The sequence below is a fragment of the Shewanella colwelliana ATCC 39565 genome (genome assembly GCF_000518705.1).
Taxonomy (GTDB): Bacteria; Pseudomonadota; Gammaproteobacteria; order Enterobacterales; family Shewanellaceae; genus Shewanella; species Shewanella colwelliana.
The window spans coordinates 221,275-243,587 of sequence record NZ_JAEC01000006.1; the positions used below are offsets into that span (position 1 = coordinate 221,275).

The window sequence follows — 22,313 nt, forward strand, 5'->3', positions numbered from 1 at the left end:
CCGATTGAAGCAAAATCGGTTTGGTGTCAGTATGGATTTGAACATAATGTTGGTTCAATTTTGATTTGATCCGTCACCCTTAATAGTTGGAGTCATAACCTAAGCCAAAAAATCAACCCTACGCACAAGTGGAGGCGCCATGGAACAAGACGACAAGAAGTTGTTTGTACTGGATACCAATGTGTTACTGCATGAACCTTTAGCTATCTATTCGTTTAAAGAGCATGATGTAGTTGTCCCCATGACCGTTCTGGAAGAGCTCGACCAGATAAAAGATAGAAAGCGAGACGTAAGCCGAGATGCCAGAGTCGCTATTAGAGCGTTGGAGGATATCCTCGGTGGCAAAACCACTCCAGAAGAGATTATTAATGGAGTGAAGTTGCCTAAACGTGAAGGCCACGGCGACGCTGTTGGTTCCCTCTCAATATTCCCCGATCACCAACTCGAATTTACTCAAGCATCGCTTCCCGGCGATAACAATGACAACCGTATTATCAATACTGCACTGCACCTGCAAACCTTGCATGCGCCCCGTAAAGTGGTGCTCGTCACCAAAGATATCAATATGCGCCTCAAGGCCAAAGGTGCTGGTATCACTCAAGTAGAAGATTACCGTACCGATCAGCTTATCGATGACATTCGCTTTCTTGCTAAAGGTTTCCATCAGTTTGGTGGTGATTTTTGGGCACGCAAAGAGCACGTTGCGACCGAGGGGCAGGGCCGGCATACGGTGCACAAAATCCCCCTTGCCGAAGTCGGTAATGAAAACTTCTATACCAATCAGTACCTCATCGATGAAGACTCAAACTTTTGTGGCCGAGTGTTAAGCAATGATACTCAAGAACTTGAGATACTCGATCTCGGCCGCGATCGACTGCTGCATTTGGATGCTTGGGGGATTCGGCCGAAGAATATCTATCAAGGGATGGCGCTGCAGGCGTTACTTGATCCCGATATCGATTTGGTCATTCTCACCGGCCCTGCTGGTTGCGGTAAAACATTGCTAGCAATGGCCGCAGCCTTGGAGATGGTGGTTGAACGGGGGCTATATGACAAAGTGATTGTTACCCGTAACACGCCTGAAATTGCCGAGTCTATTGGTTTCCTACCGGGCACAGAAGAGGAGAAGATGGCGCCATGGTTGGCTGCAATTACCGATACCTTAGAGGTGTTACATAAAAACGATGTTAACCCCACTGGCAGCATGAATTACATCATGGATAAAGCCAATATCCAGTTTAAGTCGATTAACTTTATGCGTGGCCGTTCGATTCAAAATTCTGTGGTGTTACTCGATGAGTGTCAAAATCTAACGGCATCACAAATCAAAACCATGATCACCCGTATGGGAGAGGGTACTAAACTTATCTGTAGCGGTAACTTAGCGCAGATAGACTCTAACTACCTCACTGCGGTGACCTCGGGGTTAACTTACATTGTGGAGCGATTTAAGAACTTTGAGGGCAGTGCTAATGTTTATCTCAATGGGGTCGTACGTTCTCGTTTAGCCGAGTTTGCCGAGGAGAACTTGTAATAACCATCTGCTGACATCAATTCAGGGGTATCCAGATGTTGTCAGTTGTGGATGTTCTAAAAAAGTGTCATTGAGCCGTTTATGTTAGCGATTTAATGCGGCGCATTATCAATCTAAGCGCCTGGTGTTAAAGACTCCATCAATTGGAGTCTTTTTGCGTTGTAGTGCTCACAAATTATTTAAGTTTTACTCAAGCCGGTTGTAGTTTGTATTCCAAAGCTCTGGCTTCCTGATACTATAAGAGCAATATGTTGTGCCATGATATGGATTGATGGTGGCAGGCACTTGTTCTCAAAGGTAATGAATGAAATCGACAGAGCCGGACTTACAGCTTAAGTCTCCCATACAAAAAAACTATAACCGCGCCGTATTTTACACTTACATAGGTGTAATTATTATGGCCTTGCTGACGGCGTGGATGTTTTTTGAACGGCAAAAGACCCAGATGATGAGCCAGCGTGAAGAGCTGGTTGAGCGTCATGTATTGCAGATTGATTTGTTACTTGAGTCCAGTATTCGCGCGGTAAAGAGTTTACGAAATGTGGCGGTTGACCATTTAAAACTCGGTGAGTTGGTGCGTACTGAACGACTGCCGCAATATGAGAAATTTAATGAAAGTGGCCAGTTCTTTACCTTAGAACCTAGCTACGCTACCAGTGGTAAGCCCTTTACCAATATGGGGCGCATCACAGGTGCGGGTTCACTCAACGGCCGCAGTGATAAGTTTTACCAAGAGCTTGAAATGCTGTTCGAATTATCACTCTCATTCCCTGTCGCGACTGAAGCAGCCCCTAAAGCGTCATCTATCTACTATATCTCCAAACACCGCATGATGTCCTACTACCCATGGCCATCGGATGAACAACGATTTCGTGAAGAACTGCTCAACAAAAACCAATTTCAGTTAGCCACACCAGCTATGAACCCGCAGCGCAGTGTGTTTTGGAGCCCCGCCTATGTTGAGCCGACAGACAAAGGCTTACTGACCACCTTAGGTGTTCCCATCTACCTTGAAGATGAGTTTATTGGTTCAATCAATTTAGATATGACGCTCTCTTCCCTGGCAAAACAGATCCGTCTCTACTTTAAGATGCCGGGCACAGTGATTCTGCTTGATCAGCAAAACAACATATTGTCTCACAGTGATATCGACACTGGTGACTTTAACCGGGTGTATCACATTAGTCAGAAGATCCCGTCAGCGCTGCACTCAGTGCCGGAGTCGGAATTGTTTGATGCCCATGAAGGCATTATGCGCAACGGTTACTATATTCACTCAGTGGCGCTGCAAAATGCGCCATGGCGTTTGTTGTATCTGCAAGACGAAAATGAACTGTTTAAAGATTCTTGGGAGAAACTCGAGCTGACCTTCTTGCTGGTGGTTATCGCCCTGTCAGTCTTGGTGACCATCGTTCATTGGCAGACACGCCGCTCATTTGTGAGCCCTGCTTCGCGACTACTCACTCACTTAGAGGGCTGTTCTCAAGAGCCGCGCAAACCGCCAGAGAAGATCACTCAAGGATGGGAGCCTTGGTTCCAGTTGGTCAGTCGAATTTTTGAAGAGAACCAGCAATATACCCGTCATCTTGCGGAGCAGAACCGTCGATTAGACAAGTTGGTGGCCCGCCGTACCGAGCGTTTGAAAGAGACCACCGAGCGGCGCGAGAGAGAGTATGCATTGCTACGTTCGCTGCTGGACTCTATACCAGAGGCGATTGTCTTTAAGGACAAAGAGGGTAAATATTTAGGGTGTAACAAGTCAGCAGAGCGGATGCTGGGCTATACCGAAAGCGAGATGATAGGTCAGGACTCTAAAACCATGACCAGCAACGAGCAGTCAGTGCGTATTCGCGCTGAAGATGAGCGCGTATTGTCTGAGCGCACGCCACTTCGTTATCAAGAGAAAGTTGAGTTGGCGGGTAAACCTGTATTGCTCGATACTCTCAAAATTCCTTTCTATAACCGTCGTGGCGAGCTACTGGGTTTGATTGCTGTGTGGCGTGATGTAACCCGAGAATATGAGTCAGCTGAACAGCTACGTTTAAGTGAAGAGCGTTATCACTTGGCCATGGATGCGGTAGAAGATGGTCTATGGGATTGGTATTTAGACTCAGAGCAGATCATCTGTAATCCGGCTTACTACTCGATGCTCGGCTATAAGAGTAATGAGTTCCCCCCCTTGGTCTCTACTATCGATGATCTGATTCATCCAGACGATCGCATTCGGGTCGAAGAGTACCGCGAGCAGTATCTTGCCGATCCTATTGGTGCCTACGATATCGAGTTTAGAATGCGCGGCAAGAGTGGCTTGTATCACTGGGTGCTTAGTCGGGGCCGGGTGGTGGAATTCACCAGTGATAATCAGCCTAAACGTATGGTGGGAACTCACAAAGATATTACTCGACATAAGAGTAACGAAGTGGCGCTACTTGAGGCTAAACAGGATGCGGAATCCGCTAACCTGTATAAGAGTGAGTTTTTGGCCTACATGAGCCATGAAATCCGTACCCCCATGAATGCCATTATCGGTATGGTGCAGTTGGCACAGCGTACCTCGCTGACACCACAGCAAGCCGATTATCTCGATAAAGCGGGATTCTCTGCGCAATCACTGCTACGCATTATCAACGATATCCTTGATTTCTCTAAAATCGAGGCGGGCAAGCTAGAGCTTGAGCGAGTCGCCTTCCCACTAGACAAAGTCTTAGACCACGCGCTTGACCTCAATGCGCTTAAGGCGCAAGAAAAAGGGGTTGAACTGCTTTTGTATGCGCCAGTGACTGCAGGATTGATCCTCGAAGGCGATCCGCTGCGTTTAGGGCAAGTGCTGATTAATATGCTCAGCAATGCGGTGAAGTTCACCAAGACGGGTGAGATTGAACTAGGTTGTGAAGACGTGGGAGAGCGAGATCATCGTATCACTCTCAAGTTCTGGGTACGCGACACTGGAATCGGTATCAGTAAAGAGCAGCAAGAGAGTTTATTTGATGCCTTTGCACAGGCCGACGGCTCCACCACGCGCAACTATGGTGGCACGGGACTTGGGCTGTCAATCAGTAAGCATCTCGTCTCGATGATGGGTGGCACCATGCAGGTAGAGAGTGAAATGGGCGTTGGTAGTACGTTCAGTTTCACCATCAGTTTTGAAATTGCCGAAGAAGCGAAGGTGAAGCCTTTAGTTGTACCAGAAGGCATGGGTAACCTGAGCACTTTAGTGGTTGACGATAATCCCACGGCGTTACAGATATATTCGACCGCAATGCGTGACTTCCACTTCGATGTGGATACGGCGTCAACTGGCGCCGAAGCCCTCTATAAGCTTGAGCGTCGTCCGGTTGATCTACTCTTGCTTGACTGGATGATGCCAGAGATGGATGGGGTTGAGGTGATAAAGCAGCTGGATCTGATGGTGGCCGATGGCCGTATCAGTAAGCGGCCGGTGATCATTATGATGACAGCCTATGCATCTGAGCCGCTAAAAGAAGATCTCGATGATTTAGCCATTTATGCCATGTTGCAAAAACCATTTAAAGCATCGGCCCTGTTCGATGAGATTATCTCTGCCTTTGTCGACCAACCTAAGCTTAATCCTGCTATTGAGCTGGCAAAAGAGCCGGTTAAAGAGCGTGATAGTCAAGTATCGGGTTTGATTCTACTGGTTGAAGATAACTTTATTAATCAGCAAGTAGCGACAGAGTTGCTCAAGAGTGCTGGCTATGAAGTTGACGTGGCGGAAAATGGTCAAATTGCGTTAGATATGGTCGACAGCAAACCTTATGACGCGGTATTGATGGATATTCAGATGCCAGTGATGGACGGATTAACCGCCACCAAAGCGCTGCGAGAACGATACTCACAGCAGGAGCTTCCTGTCATTGCCATGACAGCGCATGCCATGTCCGGCGACAGAGAAAAGAGCCTAGCGGCAGGTATGAATGCCCATATTACTAAACCAATAGTACTTAATGAGTTGTTCGATACACTGACGCATTGGATTAATCAAAACCCATAGTCAACAGCTCACTATTTAAGGGAGCTTTGGCTCCCTTTTGTTATCCACTCCTCTGCAACAAGTATCCCTTGATCACCTGCTAATGTGGCGGGTTTGGCATTGCACCCAAAGCATCATACTCACACCTTTATACTGATGCGTATAAGCCAAAGCCTCTTAAATGCAGGCTTTGAGCGTTATCCAACCGAACAAATATACTTTCTACAATAGAGGGTAATGCTTGAAATATTTGCACTTGAGGCAAGGAAAATAACTGTTAAGCTAGGCATTGCACACAGGCAAATAAAAATTCACAACTAAATGCCAAGATTAGGAGCATGCATGAAACCCTCTACGATAGCGCTGGCCATCGCATTAGCCATCACTCCAGCCGTCAACGCCGTGGCTGCCACCGATAACAGTAGCAAAATCGTCAAAGCCAGCCAGATCGCCGAAGGGTTTATCAATCTCTTTTATGAAAAACAGTCTGGTGACTTGTACCTCGAAGCCAATCGTTTAAATCAGCCTTTTTTGCTACTGACCAGTTTGCCCCATGGCGTGGGCTCTAATGATATCGGGCTAGACCGTGGCCAATTGGGGTTCACCCGTATGGTGCAGTTTGAACGCCATGGTCCATACCTCATTTTAAAGCAGCTTAATACCGATTATCGGGCCAGCACAGATAATGCTGCCGAACAGCGCGCCGTCAAAGAGGCCTTTGCCGAGTCCGTGTTGTGGCGGGGAAAAATCACTCCTGGTAAGCGCGCGTTGGTATCCATTAATGATTTAGTCGTCAATGATCTGCACGGCATTAGTGATGTGCTCGAACAAACCAAGCAGGGCAGCTATCGTCTCGATAAAGAGAAGTCATTGATTCTGCCTGAAGGAGTAAAGTCGTTTGAGCGCAATAGCGATGTCGATGTGTTACTCACCTTCAACGCCGCGAAATCGGGTGAGCAAGTGGCGCAAGTCACCCCCGATGGTAAACATCTGTCACTGCGGTTGCGTTACTCCTTTATTGCCCTGCCAGACACAGATTTTAAAGCACGGCCTTATCACCCCATGAGTGGTTACCTGTCCGATGACTATCTCGATTATGGCACTGAGGTGAATCAAGATATCGTTAAGCGACACCTGCTGCGTCATCGTCTCGAGAAAGTCACTCCGGAGGACGCGCCATCAGAGGTGGTTAAGCCCATTATCTATTACCTCGATCCCGGTGTGCCAGAGCCTATTCGCACTGCACTACTCGAAGGGGCTCGTTGGTGGGAAGCAGCCTTTACTGAGGCGGGCTTCATCAATGGTTTCAAGGTGGAGTTATTACCTGAAGACGCCGACCCACAAGATATTCGCTATAACGTGATTCAGTGGGTGCATCGTGCGACTCGTGGCTGGTCTTATGGCAGTGCCATTGCAGACCCGCGAACCGGTGAAATTATCAAAGGTCACGTGACTTTAGGTAGTCAACGCGTTCGGCAAGATCACCTTATTGCTCGCGGCCTTACCGCAGGTTGGGAAGATAGAGCTGCCGCTGAGGAGGCGTCAATGGCTTTATCATTAGCGCGAATTCGTCAGTTATCGGCCCACGAGGTCGGGCACACCTTAGGTTTAGATCATAATTTTGCCGCATCAAGCAATCAAAATTCATCGGTGATGGATTACCCTCACCCTAAAGTGACACTCAATGGCGATAACATCGATATCTCAGTGCCTTATGATGAAGGTATCGGGGTGTGGGATAAGTTCGCCGTCGCCTATGGTTATGGCCAGTGGAGTGAAACGAGCCAAGCGGTAAAACAGGCTCAACTGATGCAAGAGGCCGAAGCTCAGGGGTTACGCTTTATTGGTGAAGCCGACTCGCGCTCTCCGGGAGCTAGCCATGCCTACGCCAGCCTGTGGGATAACGGTAGCGATCCCGTGGTAGAGCTTAATCGTTTAGCGCAAGTGCGCGGAGTCGCGATTAGCCAGTTTTCAGCCCGTGCACTGCTTGCCGATCAACCCGTTGCTGAACTCAGTGATGCCTTTGTGCCTATCTATCTGCTCAATCGCTATCAAATTACCGCTGCGGCGAAGTTTATCGGTGGTACCGATTATAGTTATGCTGAGGGTGTCGCAGGGCATAGCTGGCATTATCTGGCACCCGAGTTACAACAGGGCGCGCTAGACAGTTTGTTGGCCACCTTAGCGCCCAGTGCCCTGACAATCCCTACTGAGCTACTCGACGCCTTAGTGCCTAAAGCGGGTAATTATCAGGCAACGCGTGAAAGCTTCGATTCATCATTGGGGGTGATCACCGACCCACTAGGCATGGCTGAGGTGTTAAGTCGTCACACCGTTAAACAGCTACTGACTCCACAGCGGCTCAACCGAGTTAATCAAGGTTTCTTGTTCGATAAGGAGCAGCTTTCTGTGGTGAGCTTAGTGAACAAGTTGATGGCTGCGACACTCTATAGTGATATTCCCAATGGCAGTGAGCTTGGTGTGTGGATGCGGGTTAATGCTGTAGTGCTTGATGAGTTACTGGCTAGCTATCACAGTGACACGGTGACGTCTGAAGTTAAGGCGCAGCTGTTTGACCGTATCAACTACGCGCAGAAACAGTTGAGCCGCAAAGTTAAACGCAGCAGCGCCTATGAAGCGGCGCATTTTGAATGGCTCAGGCATTCACTAGAGAAGGGGCTTAGTGACAGCAAGGTTAAGCTGATTCAAACACCGTTAACCATGCCGCCAGGTTCACCTATTTAACCCATTAAAGCCCCTGTGATACGGTTAGTTATTACAGGGGCTTTTCAATGTTTTTCTCTTAGAGAAACTGCACCGAATTAAGAAAGTTCTTCGCGGTCTTCTCTTCACGTTCAGATTGATAACCCGCCATAAGTACCAATAGATGCTCATCAACGATATAGATATGCTGGATAAGATTTATCTGTTGTGGTTCTAGCTTCATGACTAGCTGATAACCGCGCATGCCATCGGTGTTGATGTAGCCGCGGTCGATGATGCTCTCTTCTGTCATCGCATTTAGGCCGCCAAATGTGTTTCCTACTGGGCTGTATTTCTCAATCTCATAGGGAAGGAACTCTAAATCCTCCGCTTCGAAACGATCCATGCTTGAGTGGTATGACATAACAAGCATGGTCAGCGAGTTATCTCGGTGGTGCTGACTATCGAGTAGCTCAAAATCAACTTGATTATTCTGAGTTCGTGATACCTTAGGCGCTGGCAAAATATCGAGTCTCACAGGGACAGAGGTGAGTCGATATTCCTCTAACGGGAATGCGGCGAACCAATGTTGGTAGCCAAAATAGCAGGCGATCATTATCACGCCGAGTTTAAACAGGTTAGCCATATCAATTTCCTTATTTAATCCCTCTTTATGAGTTGAGAGGGACTCATCCTTAAGTGTGCCACGGTCTAAACAGTCCGCGATGTTGCCATTGGTATTACCCATGGGCGTCTGATTTATCAATTACTGATTACAGTTACCAAAGCCAATGCCGTCGGTCGAAAATGTATCAATTTGCATAGATTTGTGTGATCGCGTTCATAAAAATGGGTGGTTAAGGTAATATACTTGTTAACTTAATGTGGTCAATAAGATTGGAGTACATGATGAAATTGTTAGCCAGCGCGACCCTAGTGATAGCCTCTCTGTTATTATCCCCTGCAGCCCTTGCCGAAAGGCCTGATTTTTCTAAAACCGTTGCAGCACAATCCGATTATCGATTTGCCGATAATCAACCGATAAAGAAAAATTATATTGTGCAGCGCACCACCCGCCATGATTTCTCTAAGACAACCGCTGCTAATCGCCAGTATGACTTTAGCTACAATAACGCTAGTCCCCATTGTTCAGACAATGCCGTTTCAACTCAGCATGATTTTTCTAAAACGGTTGCGGCGAGCCGCCCCAGCTAACCGCATTGATTGATGAACGCAGCAAAGGGAGCATCGGCTCCTTTGCTAGCTAGCTTGCGCAATATCCAACTGTTTGCCAATACGGTAGGCATCAATAATTCCCACCACCCAACCGGCGATAAACGCTAGGGTTGCCAAATTGATTAGCAGGCCACTATCGCCTGGCGGCACTTGACTTATCTGCTGATAGATCACATTAAAATCTAACGGAATTTCGCCTGATAGAATGCGATCAGAGATAGCTTGCGCTCGCTCAACCGCTTTATAAAGTAGATAGACCAAACCCGATAAACTTAAAAATGAGATAAGCGTACCCGTGTTATAGCGTTTGAGGTAAAAGTGACCACTGCCGGGGCAGACCAGCGCCGACATCAGTGCGGCGGTAACGGCTTTATTCATGCTGCTCTCTTTATTTCGGTCCGTTGCATTAAGGTGGTTGATTACTCTAAGTCGATACGACGAAGTGCGGTATGTAGATGTTTGGCTTTAACAATCAGTTGTGGTTCGGCCTGAGCGCCCTGTGCTGCCAGTTGGCTTTCGACCCCAGCCAGCTCCTGTACTAACCAGCCGCGAATCATCACATAATAGCGCGAATCGGTGCCATAGTTAGCAATAACCTCAACCGATTTAGCTGAAGGGGAGTCGATGGCGACTGCTAGCGATTGCACCATAGCGCCTATCTGCTGTTGGGTACTTTGCTCCTCATGCTCTGTTGCATGGGCGATACTACTAACTAAGGCTAAGAGTAATATTAAGGTCGCTTTCATTTTGGCTCCTCATTTGTGCTCTTTTTCTACTTGATGAGCAAAATGTATCGCAAAGCGACGAGCTAAGATAGTCGTAATCATGACAAGGATTTTTACAGCAGTGGCTAAGCAGTAATAATGTAAGCCCAGCTCAAGAGAGCTGGGCGCGCCGGGAAGCGAGTTTCGGATTAGTTTTGTGGTAGTGACCTCCTGTTACCCGCAGGGTGGGAGATGCCAAAGAGCAAGGTGTAGGTCACAGGTAATACTATTAAGGTCAACACAGAGGCAAAGCCAAGACCAAAAATAATGGTGATCGCCATGGAGCCAAAAAATGCATCTGACAGTAAGGGGAACATACCTAGCATGGTGGTGATGGCCGCCATCAATACGGGTCTAACCCGGCTCACCGATGAATCGACAACCGCTTGATACGCTGCTTTACCCTGTGACAGTTCAAGGTTTATTTGGTCCACTAACACAATGCCATTTTTAATAATCATACCGGTTAAGCTAAGCAGTCCCAGCAGTGCCATAAAACTAAAGGGGGCATCAAAGAGTAACAGGCCAGACACCACACCAATTAGCGCCAGTGGCACAGTAAACCAGATCACTAACGGTTGTCTGACTGAGTTAAATAGCAATACTGTAATCAAGAACATGGCCAGATAACCCAGTGGGATAGAGCTAAACACCGATACTTGAGCTTCGGTTGAAGTCTCATACTCGCCGCCCCATTCCAGCTCATAGCCAGCAGGCAGTGCCATGGCTTCAATCTTGGGACGAAGTTTTCTAAACACAGAGTCGGCGGTTTCATCGGAACCATTTATCGGATCGGCATACACGGCGAGTACGCGCTTGCGATCGCGGCGCATGATCAGTGGATTCTCCCATTTTGTACTAAAGTCCGACACCACTTGGCTAATCGGTACAAACAGGTTGTTCTCTGAGCTCCACACTTGTAACTCAGACACGCTGTTGGCATTTAAACGTTCGCTGGCCGGTGCACGTGCCACTATGGGTAACAAGTGGCTGTTCTCTCTATATAGACCTATCTGTTTGCCACTAAAGTTTGTGAGCAAGGCATTGTCGATATCTTGCTTGCTGATGCCCGTTTCGCGTGCCTGGGCTAATGCCAATTGCGGACGTATCAGTGTTACCTGATTCCGCCAGTTGTGGCGTACGCCTGTAGCGCTTGGTTCAGCTTTAAAAATAGCTTCTGCCTGATGGGCAAGTTGTCGCAGTATTTTTGGATCTTCACCATAGAAGCGAGCCTCAATCTTAGCCGCTGGGCTAGGGCCATTTTCCATATACTTAAAGCGGTATTCGGCTTCTGGATAACTCAGGCTCAACTCCTGTTCAAGGCTGCGCATATAGCGATTAAGCGTGGTGAGGTCGGTCATCTCAATCAGCAGTTGGGCATAAGCCTTGTAACCTTTTTCAGGCACATAGGGCAGTACAAAACGCTGTGCTCCTTGACCGATGACAGTGGTGATATTAACCAGGCCCCTATCTTCGCTGGCTTGTTGAGATAACAGATCTTGCTCAATGCGTCCCAATAGGGCCTCTGTCGCTTTAATGTCTGTGCCTTCTGGCATCCAAACGTCAACAAAAAATATAGGGGTGTTCGATGCCGGAAAGAAGACATTCTTCACATGGCCAAATCCAACGACAGAGCCCATCAACGCCACGACCACCACCAACAAAGTCAGAGCGCGAAAACGCATCGCTAGGTTAAGGCTGACGCGATAGAGATTAAACAACCAGCCTTTGTATGGGTCGCGATCATTGTCTTCTTCAGTGATACCATCTTTAAACATCAGGTTGCAGAAAAAGGGGGTCAGTGTCATCGCCGTCAGCCAACTAATAAACAGTGATATCAACAACACCTGAAACAGCGATACACAAAACTCACCCGTGGCAGTATCTGATAGGCCAATGGGCGCAAAAGCGATAATCGCGATGATCGTGGCCCCTAATAATGGCCATTGGGTTTGGGTGATCACTTGCTTGGCGGCTTCAAGACGAGTTTGACCCCGCTTAATGCCAATCAATATCCCTTCGGTCACCACAATGGCATTGTCAACCAACATCCCCAACGCGATGATTAGTGCCCCCAAGGAGATGATCTGCAGCTCAATATTGAGTACATTCATCACCACAAAGGTGCCCAGTATCGTCAGCAGCAGTACCAGCCCCATTAAGATGCCGGAGCGAACCCCCATAAAGATCAATAGTACGCCAATAACGATAGCGATCGATTCCGCGAGGTTAATCAAAAAACCATTGATGGTTTGATCCACCATTTTGCTTTGGTCATATACCGTGGTGAGGCTCATGCCTAACGGCAACTCACCCTCTAAGGCGGCAATTTTCTCATTTAACGCCTCACCCACCTTAACCACATTGACCCCACCAGAGAAGGCGATGCCTACGGATAAGGCTTTTTGTCCTGCACCATGATAAAGGGTGGTGGGCACCTCATCTAAGTCTTTGTAGATGTCTGCAATATCATCTAAATAGATGAGTTTTGCACTCCCAGGAGGGCTGACAACTAAGCGTGAGAGCGCATTGGTGCTATCAAACTCACCGGTTGGATGAATACGGATACGATTATCACCCACCTTAATACTGCCAGCATTGGACACCACGTTTTGGCTGTTAATCAGGCCATAGATATAATCTTGGTTGAGTCCGAGTGCATTGATCTTTTGGGTGGAAATTTCTACCACGACTTGTTCATCAACCGCGCCAGCAATACTGATCCGCTTAATGCCCTTTACCAGAACTAACTCGCGTCTAAGAAAGTCGGCATAATTTTGTAATTCGCGATCGCTGTAGCCCTCACCGCTTAAGTTGAGCAAGATGCCATACACATCACCAAAGTCATCAATAACCTCTGGCTCCATGACGCCTTGGGGGAGGATGCCTTTGGCATCGTTCACTTTACGGCGAACCTCATCCCACACTTGCGGCAGTTCGCTCGCGCCATAGTTTTCTTGAATCTCAATCTCTATTTGAGACAAGCCTGCGCTATTAATCGAGGTGATATGCTTGATGCCATCGAGCTGCTGCAAGGCATCTTCCAGTGGCAGTGTCACCTCCTCTTCGACCTGCTCGGGTGATGCTCCGGGGTAGGCGGTGACCACAAGTGCTTGCTTAATGGTGAACTCAGGAAATTCCAACTGTCCTAAATTAAAAAAGGAGAGACTACCGCCAATCAGCAGTAGCAGCGCAAACATCCAACTGACGACTTTGTGGGTGATTGAATACTCAGCAAAATTCATCGACTAAACCCCTCGCTGCCAATGCAAAGGCTTAACTTGCAGATCGTCTTTAAGGTATTGCACGCCCGCCACAACTACTTTGTCGCCAACCTCTATTCCATTGAGCACCTCAATGCCATCGGTGGTGACTTTACCTAGGGTGATCACTTTTGCCTGCACGGCACCCGTATCACTGTTATAGGTCCATACAATGGTTTCACCGTCTAGGTCGCGTTTAATTATTGCACTGGCAGGTAGGGTAACCACTTTGTGGTTTTCGTTGTGTGACAAGTCGATGGTGAGCTGGGCACTCATGCCTGGTAACACGCTAATATCTTGTGGCACTGGGAGCGTAAACACCACTTCATAACTCTGGCTGCCCGGCGTTACTTGGGTGGCAAACTCCTTTAGGCGAGCAGGGTAGCTGTGCTCAGGAGAGTGACTAAACACCACGCTAGGCAGAAAGGGAGTATTAGGGTTAAAGCGTGTCACTTGGCTAGCGAGCGATTCAGGCACTTGAATGACAACATCAATAAAGCGATCTTTTTGCAGCAGTAACACAGGTTGATTGGCTTGAACTATTTGATGATTGTCTATGTTGGTTTTGGCCACTGTGCCGTTAAAAGGGGCCTTAATCACCGTATAACTAAGCTGATCTTGCGCGCTAGCAAGGTTTGCTGCTGCCGATTTGAGTTGTGCTTTAGCCAAGTCATAGTCAGCTTGAGAGATTAACTCACGGCGTAGCAGTGCTCCTTTGCGTTTAAAGTCCGCTGCGGCGAGTTCATGGTCGGCCTCTCGGTTAAGTAAAGTATTGCGTGCATCGCGGTCATCAAGGCGCGCGAGTGTATCGCCCTTATTGACACGTTGGCCCTCAATGAGTGAAAACTCAACGAGTTGCCCCGACAGGCGAAATGATAGCTCTGCTTGTTGGGTTGCGGCAACTTTAGCGGGAAATGTGCGCAATGACGTGGCATTGACATCCTTCACTTCCAAAAGCTTAACAGGTCGAACCGTCGGCACCGTCACCTCAGAGGATTCCGCGCTGCAGCCAGCAAGTATAATGGTCAATACCATTAGTGAAAGAGAGGTTGTCAGGTGTTTCATAACGTAAATCCCATGCGTTGTGACAAGATGTATCAAAGTTGTGGCAACGATAACAGGACTATTTGTTGAGTAAAATGGAATTATATGGAGCTATGGGTTCCACAAAATGAAACTGAGTTTACTTGATTTACCCTTGTGAGTGTGTGCAAAGTAAAAGGGCAGAATGGCCCCCATTTATCCTATTTTGAGATGTCACCATGAAAACTGAAGATATTGCGCTGTTCCACCGTATTGTCGAAACTGGCAGTTTAGTGGAGGCTGCAGATATTTTAAACTTACCTAAGTCGACCCTAAGTCGCCGCTTGCAAGCCTTAGAAGATGAACTCAATGTGAAGCTGTTCCATCGTCAGAGTCGGGCCATGACCTTAACGGCGTCTGGCAGCCATTTTTACGATAAAACTACGCCAATGTTGGCGACATTGGAACAAACCCTATCGGAGCTGTCTGGCCAAGAGGCACAAGTTGCCGGTCATTTACGCATTCTGATTTTCCCCATCCCCGAGATTCTGCACATTACCCACGCTATTTTTGAGTTTATGGATCTCAACCCAGAGTTAACCGTCGAAATTATCGTCAGCTCTGAGCCTAAGGATATGATAAGAAACAACATCGACTTAGCCTTTATGCTCGAAGATGCCTTTAACGAAAATGAGATGGTGGCACGACACATAATTGATGAAACCGTGCATTTTTTTGCTAGCCCAGAATATCTAGAGAGAGCGGGTAAACCCCTCACGCCAGAGGAGTTACCCGCGCATAACTCCATTTTGTTCCGCTACCCTAATGGCCGAATTTTTAACGAGGTCCCCTTTGGTAAAGAGAAAACTCTGTCGGTAACTGGCAACCTGTGTGTGAACAGTTTGGGCACCTGTTTAGAAGCGACTTTAATGGGGCGAGGGATCTCAATGATGCCACTGCCTATTGCACAAGAGTATGTGGAAAACGGCAAATTAGTGATGCTATTTGAAGACGTGGAGCCCTATGAAGGTAAGTGTTTCTTGGTTTATCCCTCACGGCGTTTTATTAGCTTAGCGAGTCAACGATTTATCGACCATATGATGTTGGCGTTAGAGACATGTATTCAAAATGGTGCCTGCGATCGACAAGCCAAAACCAAAGGCGCTATTAAGCCCCTGATCTAGAATATGACCTTGGATTAAGGCCATAAACGTTGAGCCTAACTAGGGTATTAATCGGCGCTGATAATGAGGCCGAAGGGGGCAAGTAGTTGCTCTTGTTGCCATTGATTAATCATCACGCCCTCAAGCGCCACTGTGCGTGGATCTAAGCCGTCGAGTTCGACTCGGGTGAGGTTGGCGCCGCGCAGCTCAAAACTGCCCCACTGCTCAGGGCTAAACTCCCCGCCACTGAGGTCTGCGCCCTTCATTGAAGCAGCCGTTAAATTAGCGCCGCGCCAGCGGTTATCAAACAGTTCGCACGCTTCAAGGAGTACGCCATCAAAGTTACTGTAGGCCAAGTTGCAGCCAGTAATAAACCCACTGCAAAAATAGCTTTTCTGGGTGATGTAGTTGGTGAAACTGGCGCGATGAAAGTCGCTACCTTGTAAGTTACAGTTGCGAAACTCGGCGCCAAAACAGCGACTACCGGTAAAGGTTGCCATGCTCAGATTACACTGCTTAAAACTGGCATTGATTAAGGTGGCGTAGCTAAAGCTGCAACCAATAAGGTCGCCGCTTTCAATAAACTGGCAGCGTTCAAACTGGCAATCACTCAGGTCTGCATGGTTAAATTGGCAGCGGTAGAACTGACAATCTTGAAAGTGGTGCGCTTGCAGATCTTCACCACTGAAATCATGGTCGACAAAATGTTGTTTCGTCATCAAGCTCATCGCTTAATCAGCTCCACATGATCTGGGCTTTTATTCGGTTCGCTGATCCGTTTGGCCAAGATATAACAGGCGATGCCCATAAGAGTATTAGTGATAGGCAATGCCAGCAGTAATCCCTTAACTCCGCCTAAGTAGGAGCCTAATGCGGCCAATGGCAGCAAGAGTAAAAATAACCGACACAGATTGAGCACGAGTGAGCTCATTGGGCGATGATAGGCGTTAAGGGAAGTAGCCATTAGAATCACCATTCCCAGCGGGCCATAGGCGGCAGGGAGGGCAATAATATAGAAGGTCAGCCATTCAATCACTTGAGGGTCGCTACTAAATAATTCGGCAATTGGTGTGGCCAAAAATAGCAGTGGCAGATAGAGCAAGGTTTGAAACACCAGCACAAACTTAAGCGACAACAGCAGGGCATCACGGGCTCGTTCGGTCTGGCCAGCGCCAAGGTTTTGGGCAATAAAAGGCACTAAGCTCGATGACAGCGCCATCACGGCAATTAACAGCACTGACTCTAAGCGCGTTCCGGCCCCAAAGGCGGCCACAGCACTGTGATCGATACGCGCCAACATCGCCATAATGACAGCATTAGCCACAGGATTAAGCAGATTCATTAAGGCTGCTGGCTGAGCAATATGAGCCAGTTGGCGCCAGTTACAGCGCAGACGTTCAAGATTAAACTCGGCAAACTCAACCAAGTTACGTTTAATAATCAGTAAGTAACCCGACAGCGACAGCGCAACGACCCAAGAGATAAGTGTTGCAATGGCCGCACCTTGGATCTCTAAACGTGGAAATGGTCCAAGACCAAAAATCAGTAGGGGGTCGAGCACTAAATTGATGATGGCGGCCAGCGCCATAATCTTAGCGGGTGATTTGGTATCGCCCGTGGCGCGTAACCCCTGGTTACCCACCATTAGTAGCACCAGCAATGGCGCGCCGAGGTACCATAAAAACATATAGTCGCGTATAAGCGGCAAGCTAGAATCGTTAGCGCCAAGCAAGGTAAACAGCGGGCCAATACAGAGGCTACCTAGCAGTGACAGCCCTGCCGTCAACCAAAAGGTGATCAGTAGGGCGTCGTGCAGAAACACCTTAGCCTTGGCACTGTTACCACTGCCAATGAGTCGCCCTAAATTGGTCGACACCCCAGCCCCAATGCCAATGGCAATGCTAGAGATCACTAAGGTTACAGGAAAGGTAAAACTAATAGCCGCTAATGCTTCAGTGCCTAACTGACTGATAAAAAAGGTATCCACAAGACTGAACCCAAGAATGGTTAAAATACCAATCAGGTTAGGGAGGCTCATGTTTAGCAGTACACGACCGATTGGCTGGCTGAGCAGCCCGTGTCTGTCTCTCATTAAAGTGGATTGCCTAGATTACAGAAGGAGGGCAATTCTATCAGGATTGGCTGATATTTTATAAAACCGAGTTAAAAAAAATGAGATTTTTTTTGTAAAGCCCTTGGATCTTGATGCAGCGACCCCCATATAACCAAACATCAGACGACATAAGGCTTATGTCGTATTACTTTGAAAAACCGCCAACGTTTGTTGGGCAAAAAAATCATTAGGAGAGTCCATAGATGAATATTCGTCCATTACATGACCGCGTCATTGTTAAGCGTTCTGAAGTTGAATCAAAATCTGCCGGTGGCATCGTACTTACAGGTAGTGCTGCTGAGCAATCAACTCGCGGTGTAGTCCTTGCAGTAGGCAATGGCCGAATTCTTGAGAACGGTAGCGTACAACCTCTAGACGTTAAGGTTGGCGACACAGTTATCTTCAATGAAGGTTACGGCGTGAAAAAAGAGAAGATCGACGGCGAAGAAGTCTTGATCCTATCTGAAGCAGATCTAATGGCTGTAGTGGAATAATCCACTAAGTTACTTTCTATCCCAGTTAAACCCAATTTTTTTAAAGGATACAGAACATGACAGCTAAAGAAGTTCTTTTTGGTAATGACGCTCGCGTAAAAATGCTAGCAGGCGTAAACGTACTGGCTAACGCAGTAAAAGTTACCTTAGGCCCTAAAGGTCGTAACGTAGTACTAGACAAAAGCTTTGGTGCACCGCTTATCACTAAAGATGGTGTGTCAGTAGCAAAAGAGATCGAACTAGAAGACAAGTTCGAAAATATGGGCGCACAAATGGTGAAAGAAGTTGCTTCTAAAGCCAACGATGCCGCCGGTGACGGTACCACTACTGCAACCGTACTTGCACAAGCAATCGTAACTGAAGGCCTAAAAGCCGTTGCTGCGGGCATGAACCCAATGGATCTTAAGCGCGGTATCGACAAAGCGGTTATCGCCGCCGTTGCTGAGCTTAAAACCCTATCTCAAGAGTGCAGCGACACTAAAGCTATCGCTCAAGTAGGTACTATCTCTGCTAACTCTGACGAGTCAATCGGTGAAATCATCGCAACAGCGATGGAGCGTGTTGGTAAAGAAGGCGTTATCACAGTTGAAGAAGGTCAAGCACTCGAAAACGAACTCGACGTCGTTGAAGGTATGCAGTTCGACCGTGGTTACCTATCTCCATACTTCATCAACAAGCCAGAAACCGGCAGCGTAGAGCTAGAAAGCCCATTCATCTTGTTGGTTGATAAGAAAGTATCAAACATCCGTGAACTACTACCTATCCTTGAAGGTTTAGCAAAAACTGGTAAGCCACTGCTTATCGTTGCCGAAGACGTTGAAGGCGAAGCATTAGCAACATTAGTTGTAAACAACATGCGCGGTATCGTTAAAGTCGCAGCGGTTAAAGCACCAGGCTTTGGCGACCGTCGTAAAGCCATGCTACAAGATATCGCTATCCTAACTGGCGGTACTGTCATTGCTGAAGAGATTGGCCTAGAGCTTGAAAAAGCGACCCTAGAAGACCTTGGTACGGCTAAGCGCGTTATCATCACTAAAGATGACACCACTATCATCGACGGTAATGGTGAGCAAGAGCAGATCCAATCTCGCGTTGCACAGATCAAGATCCAAGCTGAAGAGTCAACTTCTGACTACGACAAAGAGAAACTACAAGAGCGTATGGCTAAACTTGCCGGCGGTGTTGCAGTGATCAAAGTGGGCGCAGCCACTGAAGTTGAAATGAAAGAGAAAAAAGCCCGCGTAGAAGATGCACTACACGCGACCCGCGCCGCCGTTGAAGAGGGTGTCGTAGCTGGTGGTGGTGTTGCACTAATACGTGTAGCGAGCAAGATTGGCGAAGTTGAAGTATTAAACGAAGACCAAAAGCACGGTGTGGTTATCGCACTACGCGCTATGGAAGCCCCGCTACGTCAAATCGCTACTAACGCTGGTGAAGAAGCGTCAGTTGTTGCTAACAACGTGAAGAACGGCTCTGGTAACTACGGTTACAACGCAGGTAACGACACTTACGGTGACATGCTAGAGATGGGTATCCTTGACCCAACTAAAGTGACGCGTAGCGCGCTACAGTTCGCGTCATCTATTGCAGGCCTAATGATCACAACAGAAGCTATGGTGGGCGAAGTTGCTCAAGAAGCTGGTGCTGGCGATATGGGCGGCATGGGTGGAATGGGTGGTATGGGCGGTATGGGCGGCATGATGTAAATTTTACGGGCCTAAATCTGTGATAGCTGCGTTGCTTCACCACTCGTTTAGTGTACTAAACGTCGCGGTAAAGCGCCTTGCTCTAACAAGATTTATACCATGTAAAATGCTCTGCTGGTCTTAAGCCTAACAGCCTAAAGCCAAATGAAAGCTCTGACATCTAGCGATGTCGGAGCTTTTTGCTTTTAGGAGAGTGAGTAGCGTTGTGTTGCCACATGCTTGTAAGGTGTTAGCAGAGAACTAAACGTCGTGGCAAGAAGCCTTGCTCTAACAAGATTTATACCATGTAAAATGCTCTGCTGGTCTTAAGCCTCACAGCCTGAAACCAAACTTCTTGTAAAAGAATAGAGAAAGCCCCGATACTTTGAGTATCGGGGCTTTTTGTTAGCTGAAATTGAGTAAGGTGAGTGAGCGGTTTGGGCTAGCTCTAAAGGTGTAAATTACTACACTTTTAGGCCGATTAATGGCTGGGTAATAATAAAGGTGTACGAAGTTACACTTTATGTGGTATCGAAACGCTAAACTCCACTAAAGTGTATGAAGCTACACTTTAATGTTGAATCATCGAATAGTTAGGGCTAAAGTGTATTGAAGTACACTTTTAGTTAATCTTACGGAATTTACGTTATGGCATCTTCGCTAAATCAACAATCCTTGGGATCACTGGTTAAAGAAAACCGCAAAAAAGCAGGACTGACCCAAGAGGTGGCGGCGATGTTGTGCGGTGTCACTAAAAAGACGTTGATCCGAGTAGAGAAAGGTGAAGATGTTTATATCTCTACCCTGTTTAAAATCCTTGATGGATTGGGCGTCACTATTGTTGCTAAGCAAAAAAGCAGTGAAAACGCGAGTGGGTGGTACTAGTTTATGACCGATTCAGTCAAGCTTGTTCTGGATATGCATCTGGGCGATCGCATTATTGGTGAGTTGTCGTTCGACCCTGATACCGAGACATTTGCCGTTAGCTATACCGATAAGTGGCAGCAAAATGGTTTTCCCATATCACCCATGATTCCGCTAGATGGCAGTGGGCGTAGTAACCAAATAGCCATGTTCTTGGCTAATTTATTGCCTGAGAACAAAGGGCTCGACTATCTGGTTGAATCGCTAGGTGTGTCTAGGGGCAATACCTTCGCGCTTATTCGTGGCATCGGTTTAGATACCGCAGGTGCAATTGCCTTTGCTCCTCAAGGCGTATTATTGCCTGCTAACTCATTTCGAGAAATAAGCGACGCTGAAGTAATAAAGCGACTCGAGGATCCAGATAGCTGGCCAATGGAGGTCTGGGACGGCAAACCAAGGCTATCGGTAGCGGGTGTGCAGTCAAAATTAAACCTGTTCTATAACGGTGAAGCATTTGGTTTTGCTGAAGGTGCGCTTTCTTCGACCCATATTCTCAAGTTCGAAAAGCACCAGCATTTAGTGATCAATGAATTTCTGACTATGCGGTTGGCTAAGGCCATCTCAATGAATGTGGCCAATGTCGATATCAGCTACTTTGGCGAATATAAGGCGCTATGTGTTGAGCGTTTTGATCGCCGCTATTTGCCAGATGAGCAAAAAGTGCTGAGAAGGCATATCATCGATAGTTGTCAAACACTCGGTTTTAGCGTTAACAAAAAGTATGAGCGTAATTTTGGTACTGGCCGCGATGTAAAAGATATCCGTGAGGGCGTTAGCTTCGCAAGGCTGTTTAGTCTAGCGAGTCAGTGCGCTAATCCTGCCGCCGCTAAGCAAGATATGTTGCAGTGGGCGTTATTTAATTTACTGAGCGGCAATGCCGATGCCCACGGCAAAAACTACTCATTCTTTATGACGCCAGAAGGCCTCGTGCCTACGCCGTGGTACGACTTGGTATGTGTCGCGCTGTACGATGATTTTGAGCAAGAGTTGGCAATGGCGATTGATGATGAGTTCGATCCCAACAAGATTTATGCCTATCAGCTCGCCGCATTTATTGATGAGATAGGCTTGCCAAGGGCTTTATTAGTGAATAATTTAACTCAAATGGCGACCAAGATAACCCAAACCATAGATGAGGTTATCGCTATGCTCCCCGCGCTTGATAAGGCCGAACAAGATTTTGTCCATGCTTATAGAAAACAGCTATTAGCAAGGTGTGAGCGCTACTTAGCTATGGCACTCGATATCAAAGATATAGAGCTGTAGAACGCCTTGCTCTAACAAGATTTATAGCACGTAAAATGCTCTGCTGGTCTTAAGCTTAAAAGCCTAAAGCAAAAAGCTCTGACATCTAGCGATGTCGGAGCTTTTTGCTTTAAGGAGAGTGAGTGCTCTGCGTTATTTTGCCACTCGTTTATGA

The 22,313-nt window shown here is 47.4% G+C and carries 16 protein-coding genes; 9 read left to right on the plus strand and 7 right to left on the minus strand.

All coding sequences use genetic code 11. The annotated features are described in order from the left end of the window. Positions 1 to 139: 139 nt before the first annotated feature. The 3 genes from L876_RS0104370 to L876_RS0104380 all read left to right on the plus strand — a co-directional run bounded on the left by L876_RS0104370 (position 140) and on the right by L876_RS0104380 (position 8,270). Positions 140 to 1,534, plus strand: a complete 1,395-nt coding sequence (locus tag L876_RS0104370) for a PhoH family protein (protein ID WP_028762677.1) — start codon at positions 140 to 142, stop codon at positions 1,532 to 1,534. 304 nt (positions 1,535 to 1,838) lie between these two features. After that, a complete protein-coding gene (locus tag L876_RS0104375) occupies positions 1,839 to 5,546 on the plus strand; it encodes a response regulator (protein WP_028762678.1) in 3,708 nt (1,235 codons plus the stop codon). 321 nt (positions 5,547 to 5,867) lie between these two features. Continuing rightward, positions 5,868 to 8,270, plus strand: coding sequence for a zinc-dependent metalloprotease (locus tag L876_RS0104380; protein ID WP_028762679.1), 2,403 nt, complete (start codon positions 5,868 to 5,870; stop codon positions 8,268 to 8,270). A gap of 58 nt (positions 8,271 to 8,328) precedes the next feature. On the opposite strand, the gene L876_RS0104385 is transcribed toward L876_RS0104380, so the two are convergent. After that, a complete protein-coding gene (locus tag L876_RS0104385) occupies positions 8,329 to 8,976 on the minus strand; it encodes a hypothetical protein (RefSeq protein ID WP_028762680.1) in 648 nt (215 codons plus the stop codon). 161 nt (positions 8,977 to 9,137) lie between these two features. Between L876_RS0104385 and L876_RS0104390 the strand changes: the two genes are divergently transcribed. Then, positions 9,138 to 9,443: a hypothetical protein gene (locus tag L876_RS0104390; protein WP_037427952.1), complete on the plus strand. Its 306-nt coding sequence runs from the start codon at positions 9,138 to 9,140 to the stop codon at positions 9,441 to 9,443. Positions 9,444 to 9,488: 45 nt separating this feature from the next. On the opposite strand, the gene L876_RS0104395 is transcribed toward L876_RS0104390, so the two are convergent. The 4 genes from L876_RS0104395 to L876_RS0104410 all read right to left on the minus strand — a co-directional run bounded on the left by L876_RS0104395 (position 9,489) and on the right by L876_RS0104410 (position 14,556). Continuing rightward, positions 9,489 to 9,842: a hypothetical protein gene (locus L876_RS0104395; RefSeq protein WP_028762682.1), complete on the minus strand. Its 354-nt coding sequence runs from the start codon at positions 9,840 to 9,842 to the stop codon at positions 9,489 to 9,491. Between the two features lie 41 nt (positions 9,843 to 9,883). Further along, positions 9,884 to 10,210, minus strand: coding sequence for a hypothetical protein (locus tag L876_RS0104400; protein ID WP_028762683.1), 327 nt, complete (start codon positions 10,208 to 10,210; stop codon positions 9,884 to 9,886). 167 nt (positions 10,211 to 10,377) lie between these two features. After that, positions 10,378 to 13,473, minus strand: coding sequence for an efflux RND transporter permease subunit (locus L876_RS0104405; protein WP_028762684.1), 3,096 nt, complete (start codon positions 13,471 to 13,473; stop codon positions 10,378 to 10,380). A gap of 3 nt (positions 13,474 to 13,476) precedes the next feature. Then, positions 13,477 to 14,556: an efflux RND transporter periplasmic adaptor subunit gene (locus L876_RS0104410; protein ID WP_028762685.1), complete on the minus strand. Its 1,080-nt coding sequence runs from the start codon at positions 14,554 to 14,556 to the stop codon at positions 13,477 to 13,479. A gap of 197 nt (positions 14,557 to 14,753) precedes the next feature. On the opposite strand from L876_RS0104410, the gene L876_RS0104415 reads away from it, so the two are divergent. Further along, entirely contained in the window at positions 14,754 to 15,698 is a 945-nt protein-coding gene (locus L876_RS0104415) for a LysR family transcriptional regulator (RefSeq protein ID WP_028762686.1), read from the plus strand. 47 nt (positions 15,699 to 15,745) lie between these two features. Here the strand turns inward: L876_RS0104415 and L876_RS0104420 are convergent, their stop codons facing one another. Together L876_RS0104420 and L876_RS0104425 are read right to left on the minus strand one after the other, a co-directional pair. After that, on the minus strand, positions 15,746 to 16,396 hold the full coding sequence (locus L876_RS0104420; RefSeq protein ID WP_394229285.1) for a Qnr family pentapeptide repeat protein: 651 nt from the start codon (positions 16,394 to 16,396) through the stop codon (positions 15,746 to 15,748). Between the two features lie 5 nt (positions 16,397 to 16,401). After that, positions 16,402 to 17,769 (minus strand): MATE family efflux transporter, encoded by a 1,368-nt coding sequence (locus tag L876_RS0104425; RefSeq protein WP_028762688.1) that lies wholly within the window; start codon positions 17,767 to 17,769, stop codon positions 16,402 to 16,404. A 224-nt stretch (positions 17,770 to 17,993) separates the two neighbouring features. Here L876_RS0104425 and L876_RS0104430 point away from each other — a divergent pair, with 224 nt between their 5' ends. The 4 genes from L876_RS0104430 (at position 17,994) to L876_RS0104445 (ending at position 22,159) form a co-directional block, all read left to right on the plus strand. Beyond that, the gene (locus tag L876_RS0104430; RefSeq protein WP_028762689.1) at positions 17,994 to 18,284 is read left to right on the plus strand and encodes a co-chaperone GroES; all 291 of its coding nucleotides are present in this window, start codon (positions 17,994 to 17,996) and stop codon (positions 18,282 to 18,284) included. A gap of 56 nt (positions 18,285 to 18,340) precedes the next feature. Next, positions 18,341 to 19,990: a chaperonin GroEL gene (gene groL / locus L876_RS0104435; RefSeq protein WP_028762690.1), complete on the plus strand. Its 1,650-nt coding sequence runs from the start codon at positions 18,341 to 18,343 to the stop codon at positions 19,988 to 19,990. 627 nt (positions 19,991 to 20,617) lie between these two features. Beyond that, positions 20,618 to 20,854, plus strand: coding sequence for a helix-turn-helix domain-containing protein (locus L876_RS0104440; protein ID WP_028762691.1), 237 nt, complete (start codon positions 20,618 to 20,620; stop codon positions 20,852 to 20,854). Between the two features lie 3 nt (positions 20,855 to 20,857). After that, positions 20,858 to 22,159, plus strand: a complete 1,302-nt coding sequence (locus tag L876_RS0104445; protein WP_028762692.1) for a HipA domain-containing protein — start codon at positions 20,858 to 20,860, stop codon at positions 22,157 to 22,159. The last annotated feature ends 154 nt before the right edge of the window (positions 22,160 to 22,313 follow it).

Coding starts and splice junctions, on each gene's coding strand:
- L876_RS0104430 (WP_028762689.1), top strand. CDS start 17,994: ATGAATATTCGTCCATTACATGACCGCGTCATTGTTAAGCGTTCTGAA.
- L876_RS0104385 (WP_028762680.1), bottom strand. CDS start 8,976: ATGGGTAATACCAATGGCAACATCGCGGACTGTTTAGACCGTGGCACA.
- L876_RS0104445 (WP_028762692.1), top strand. CDS start 20,858: ATGACCGATTCAGTCAAGCTTGTTCTGGATATGCATCTGGGCGATCGC.
- L876_RS0104375 (WP_028762678.1), top strand. CDS start 1,839: ATGAAATCGACAGAGCCGGACTTACAGCTTAAGTCTCCCATACAAAAA.
- L876_RS0104410 (WP_028762685.1), bottom strand. CDS start 14,556: ATGAAACACCTGACAACCTCTCTTTCACTAATGGTATTGACCATTATA.
- L876_RS0104420 (WP_394229285.1), bottom strand. CDS start 16,396: ATGACGAAACAACATTTTGTCGACCATGATTTCAGTGGTGAAGATCTG.
- L876_RS0104380 (WP_028762679.1), top strand. CDS start 5,868: ATGAAACCCTCTACGATAGCGCTGGCCATCGCATTAGCCATCACTCCA.
- L876_RS0104405 (WP_028762684.1), bottom strand. CDS start 13,473: ATGAATTTTGCTGAGTATTCAATCACCCACAAAGTCGTCAGTTGGATG.
- groL (WP_028762690.1), top strand. CDS start 18,341: ATGACAGCTAAAGAAGTTCTTTTTGGTAATGACGCTCGCGTAAAAATG.
- L876_RS0104440 (WP_028762691.1), top strand. CDS start 20,618: ATGGCATCTTCGCTAAATCAACAATCCTTGGGATCACTGGTTAAAGAA.
- L876_RS0104370 (WP_028762677.1), top strand. CDS start 140: ATGGAACAAGACGACAAGAAGTTGTTTGTACTGGATACCAATGTGTTA.
- L876_RS0104390 (WP_037427952.1), top strand. CDS start 9,138: ATGAAATTGTTAGCCAGCGCGACCCTAGTGATAGCCTCTCTGTTATTA.
- L876_RS0104400 (WP_028762683.1), bottom strand. CDS start 10,210: ATGAAAGCGACCTTAATATTACTCTTAGCCTTAGTTAGTAGTATCGCC.
- L876_RS0104395 (WP_028762682.1), bottom strand. CDS start 9,842: ATGAATAAAGCCGTTACCGCCGCACTGATGTCGGCGCTGGTCTGCCCC.
- L876_RS0104415 (WP_028762686.1), top strand. CDS start 14,754: ATGAAAACTGAAGATATTGCGCTGTTCCACCGTATTGTCGAAACTGGC.
- L876_RS0104425 (WP_028762688.1), bottom strand. CDS start 17,769: ATGAGAGACAGACACGGGCTGCTCAGCCAGCCAATCGGTCGTGTACTG.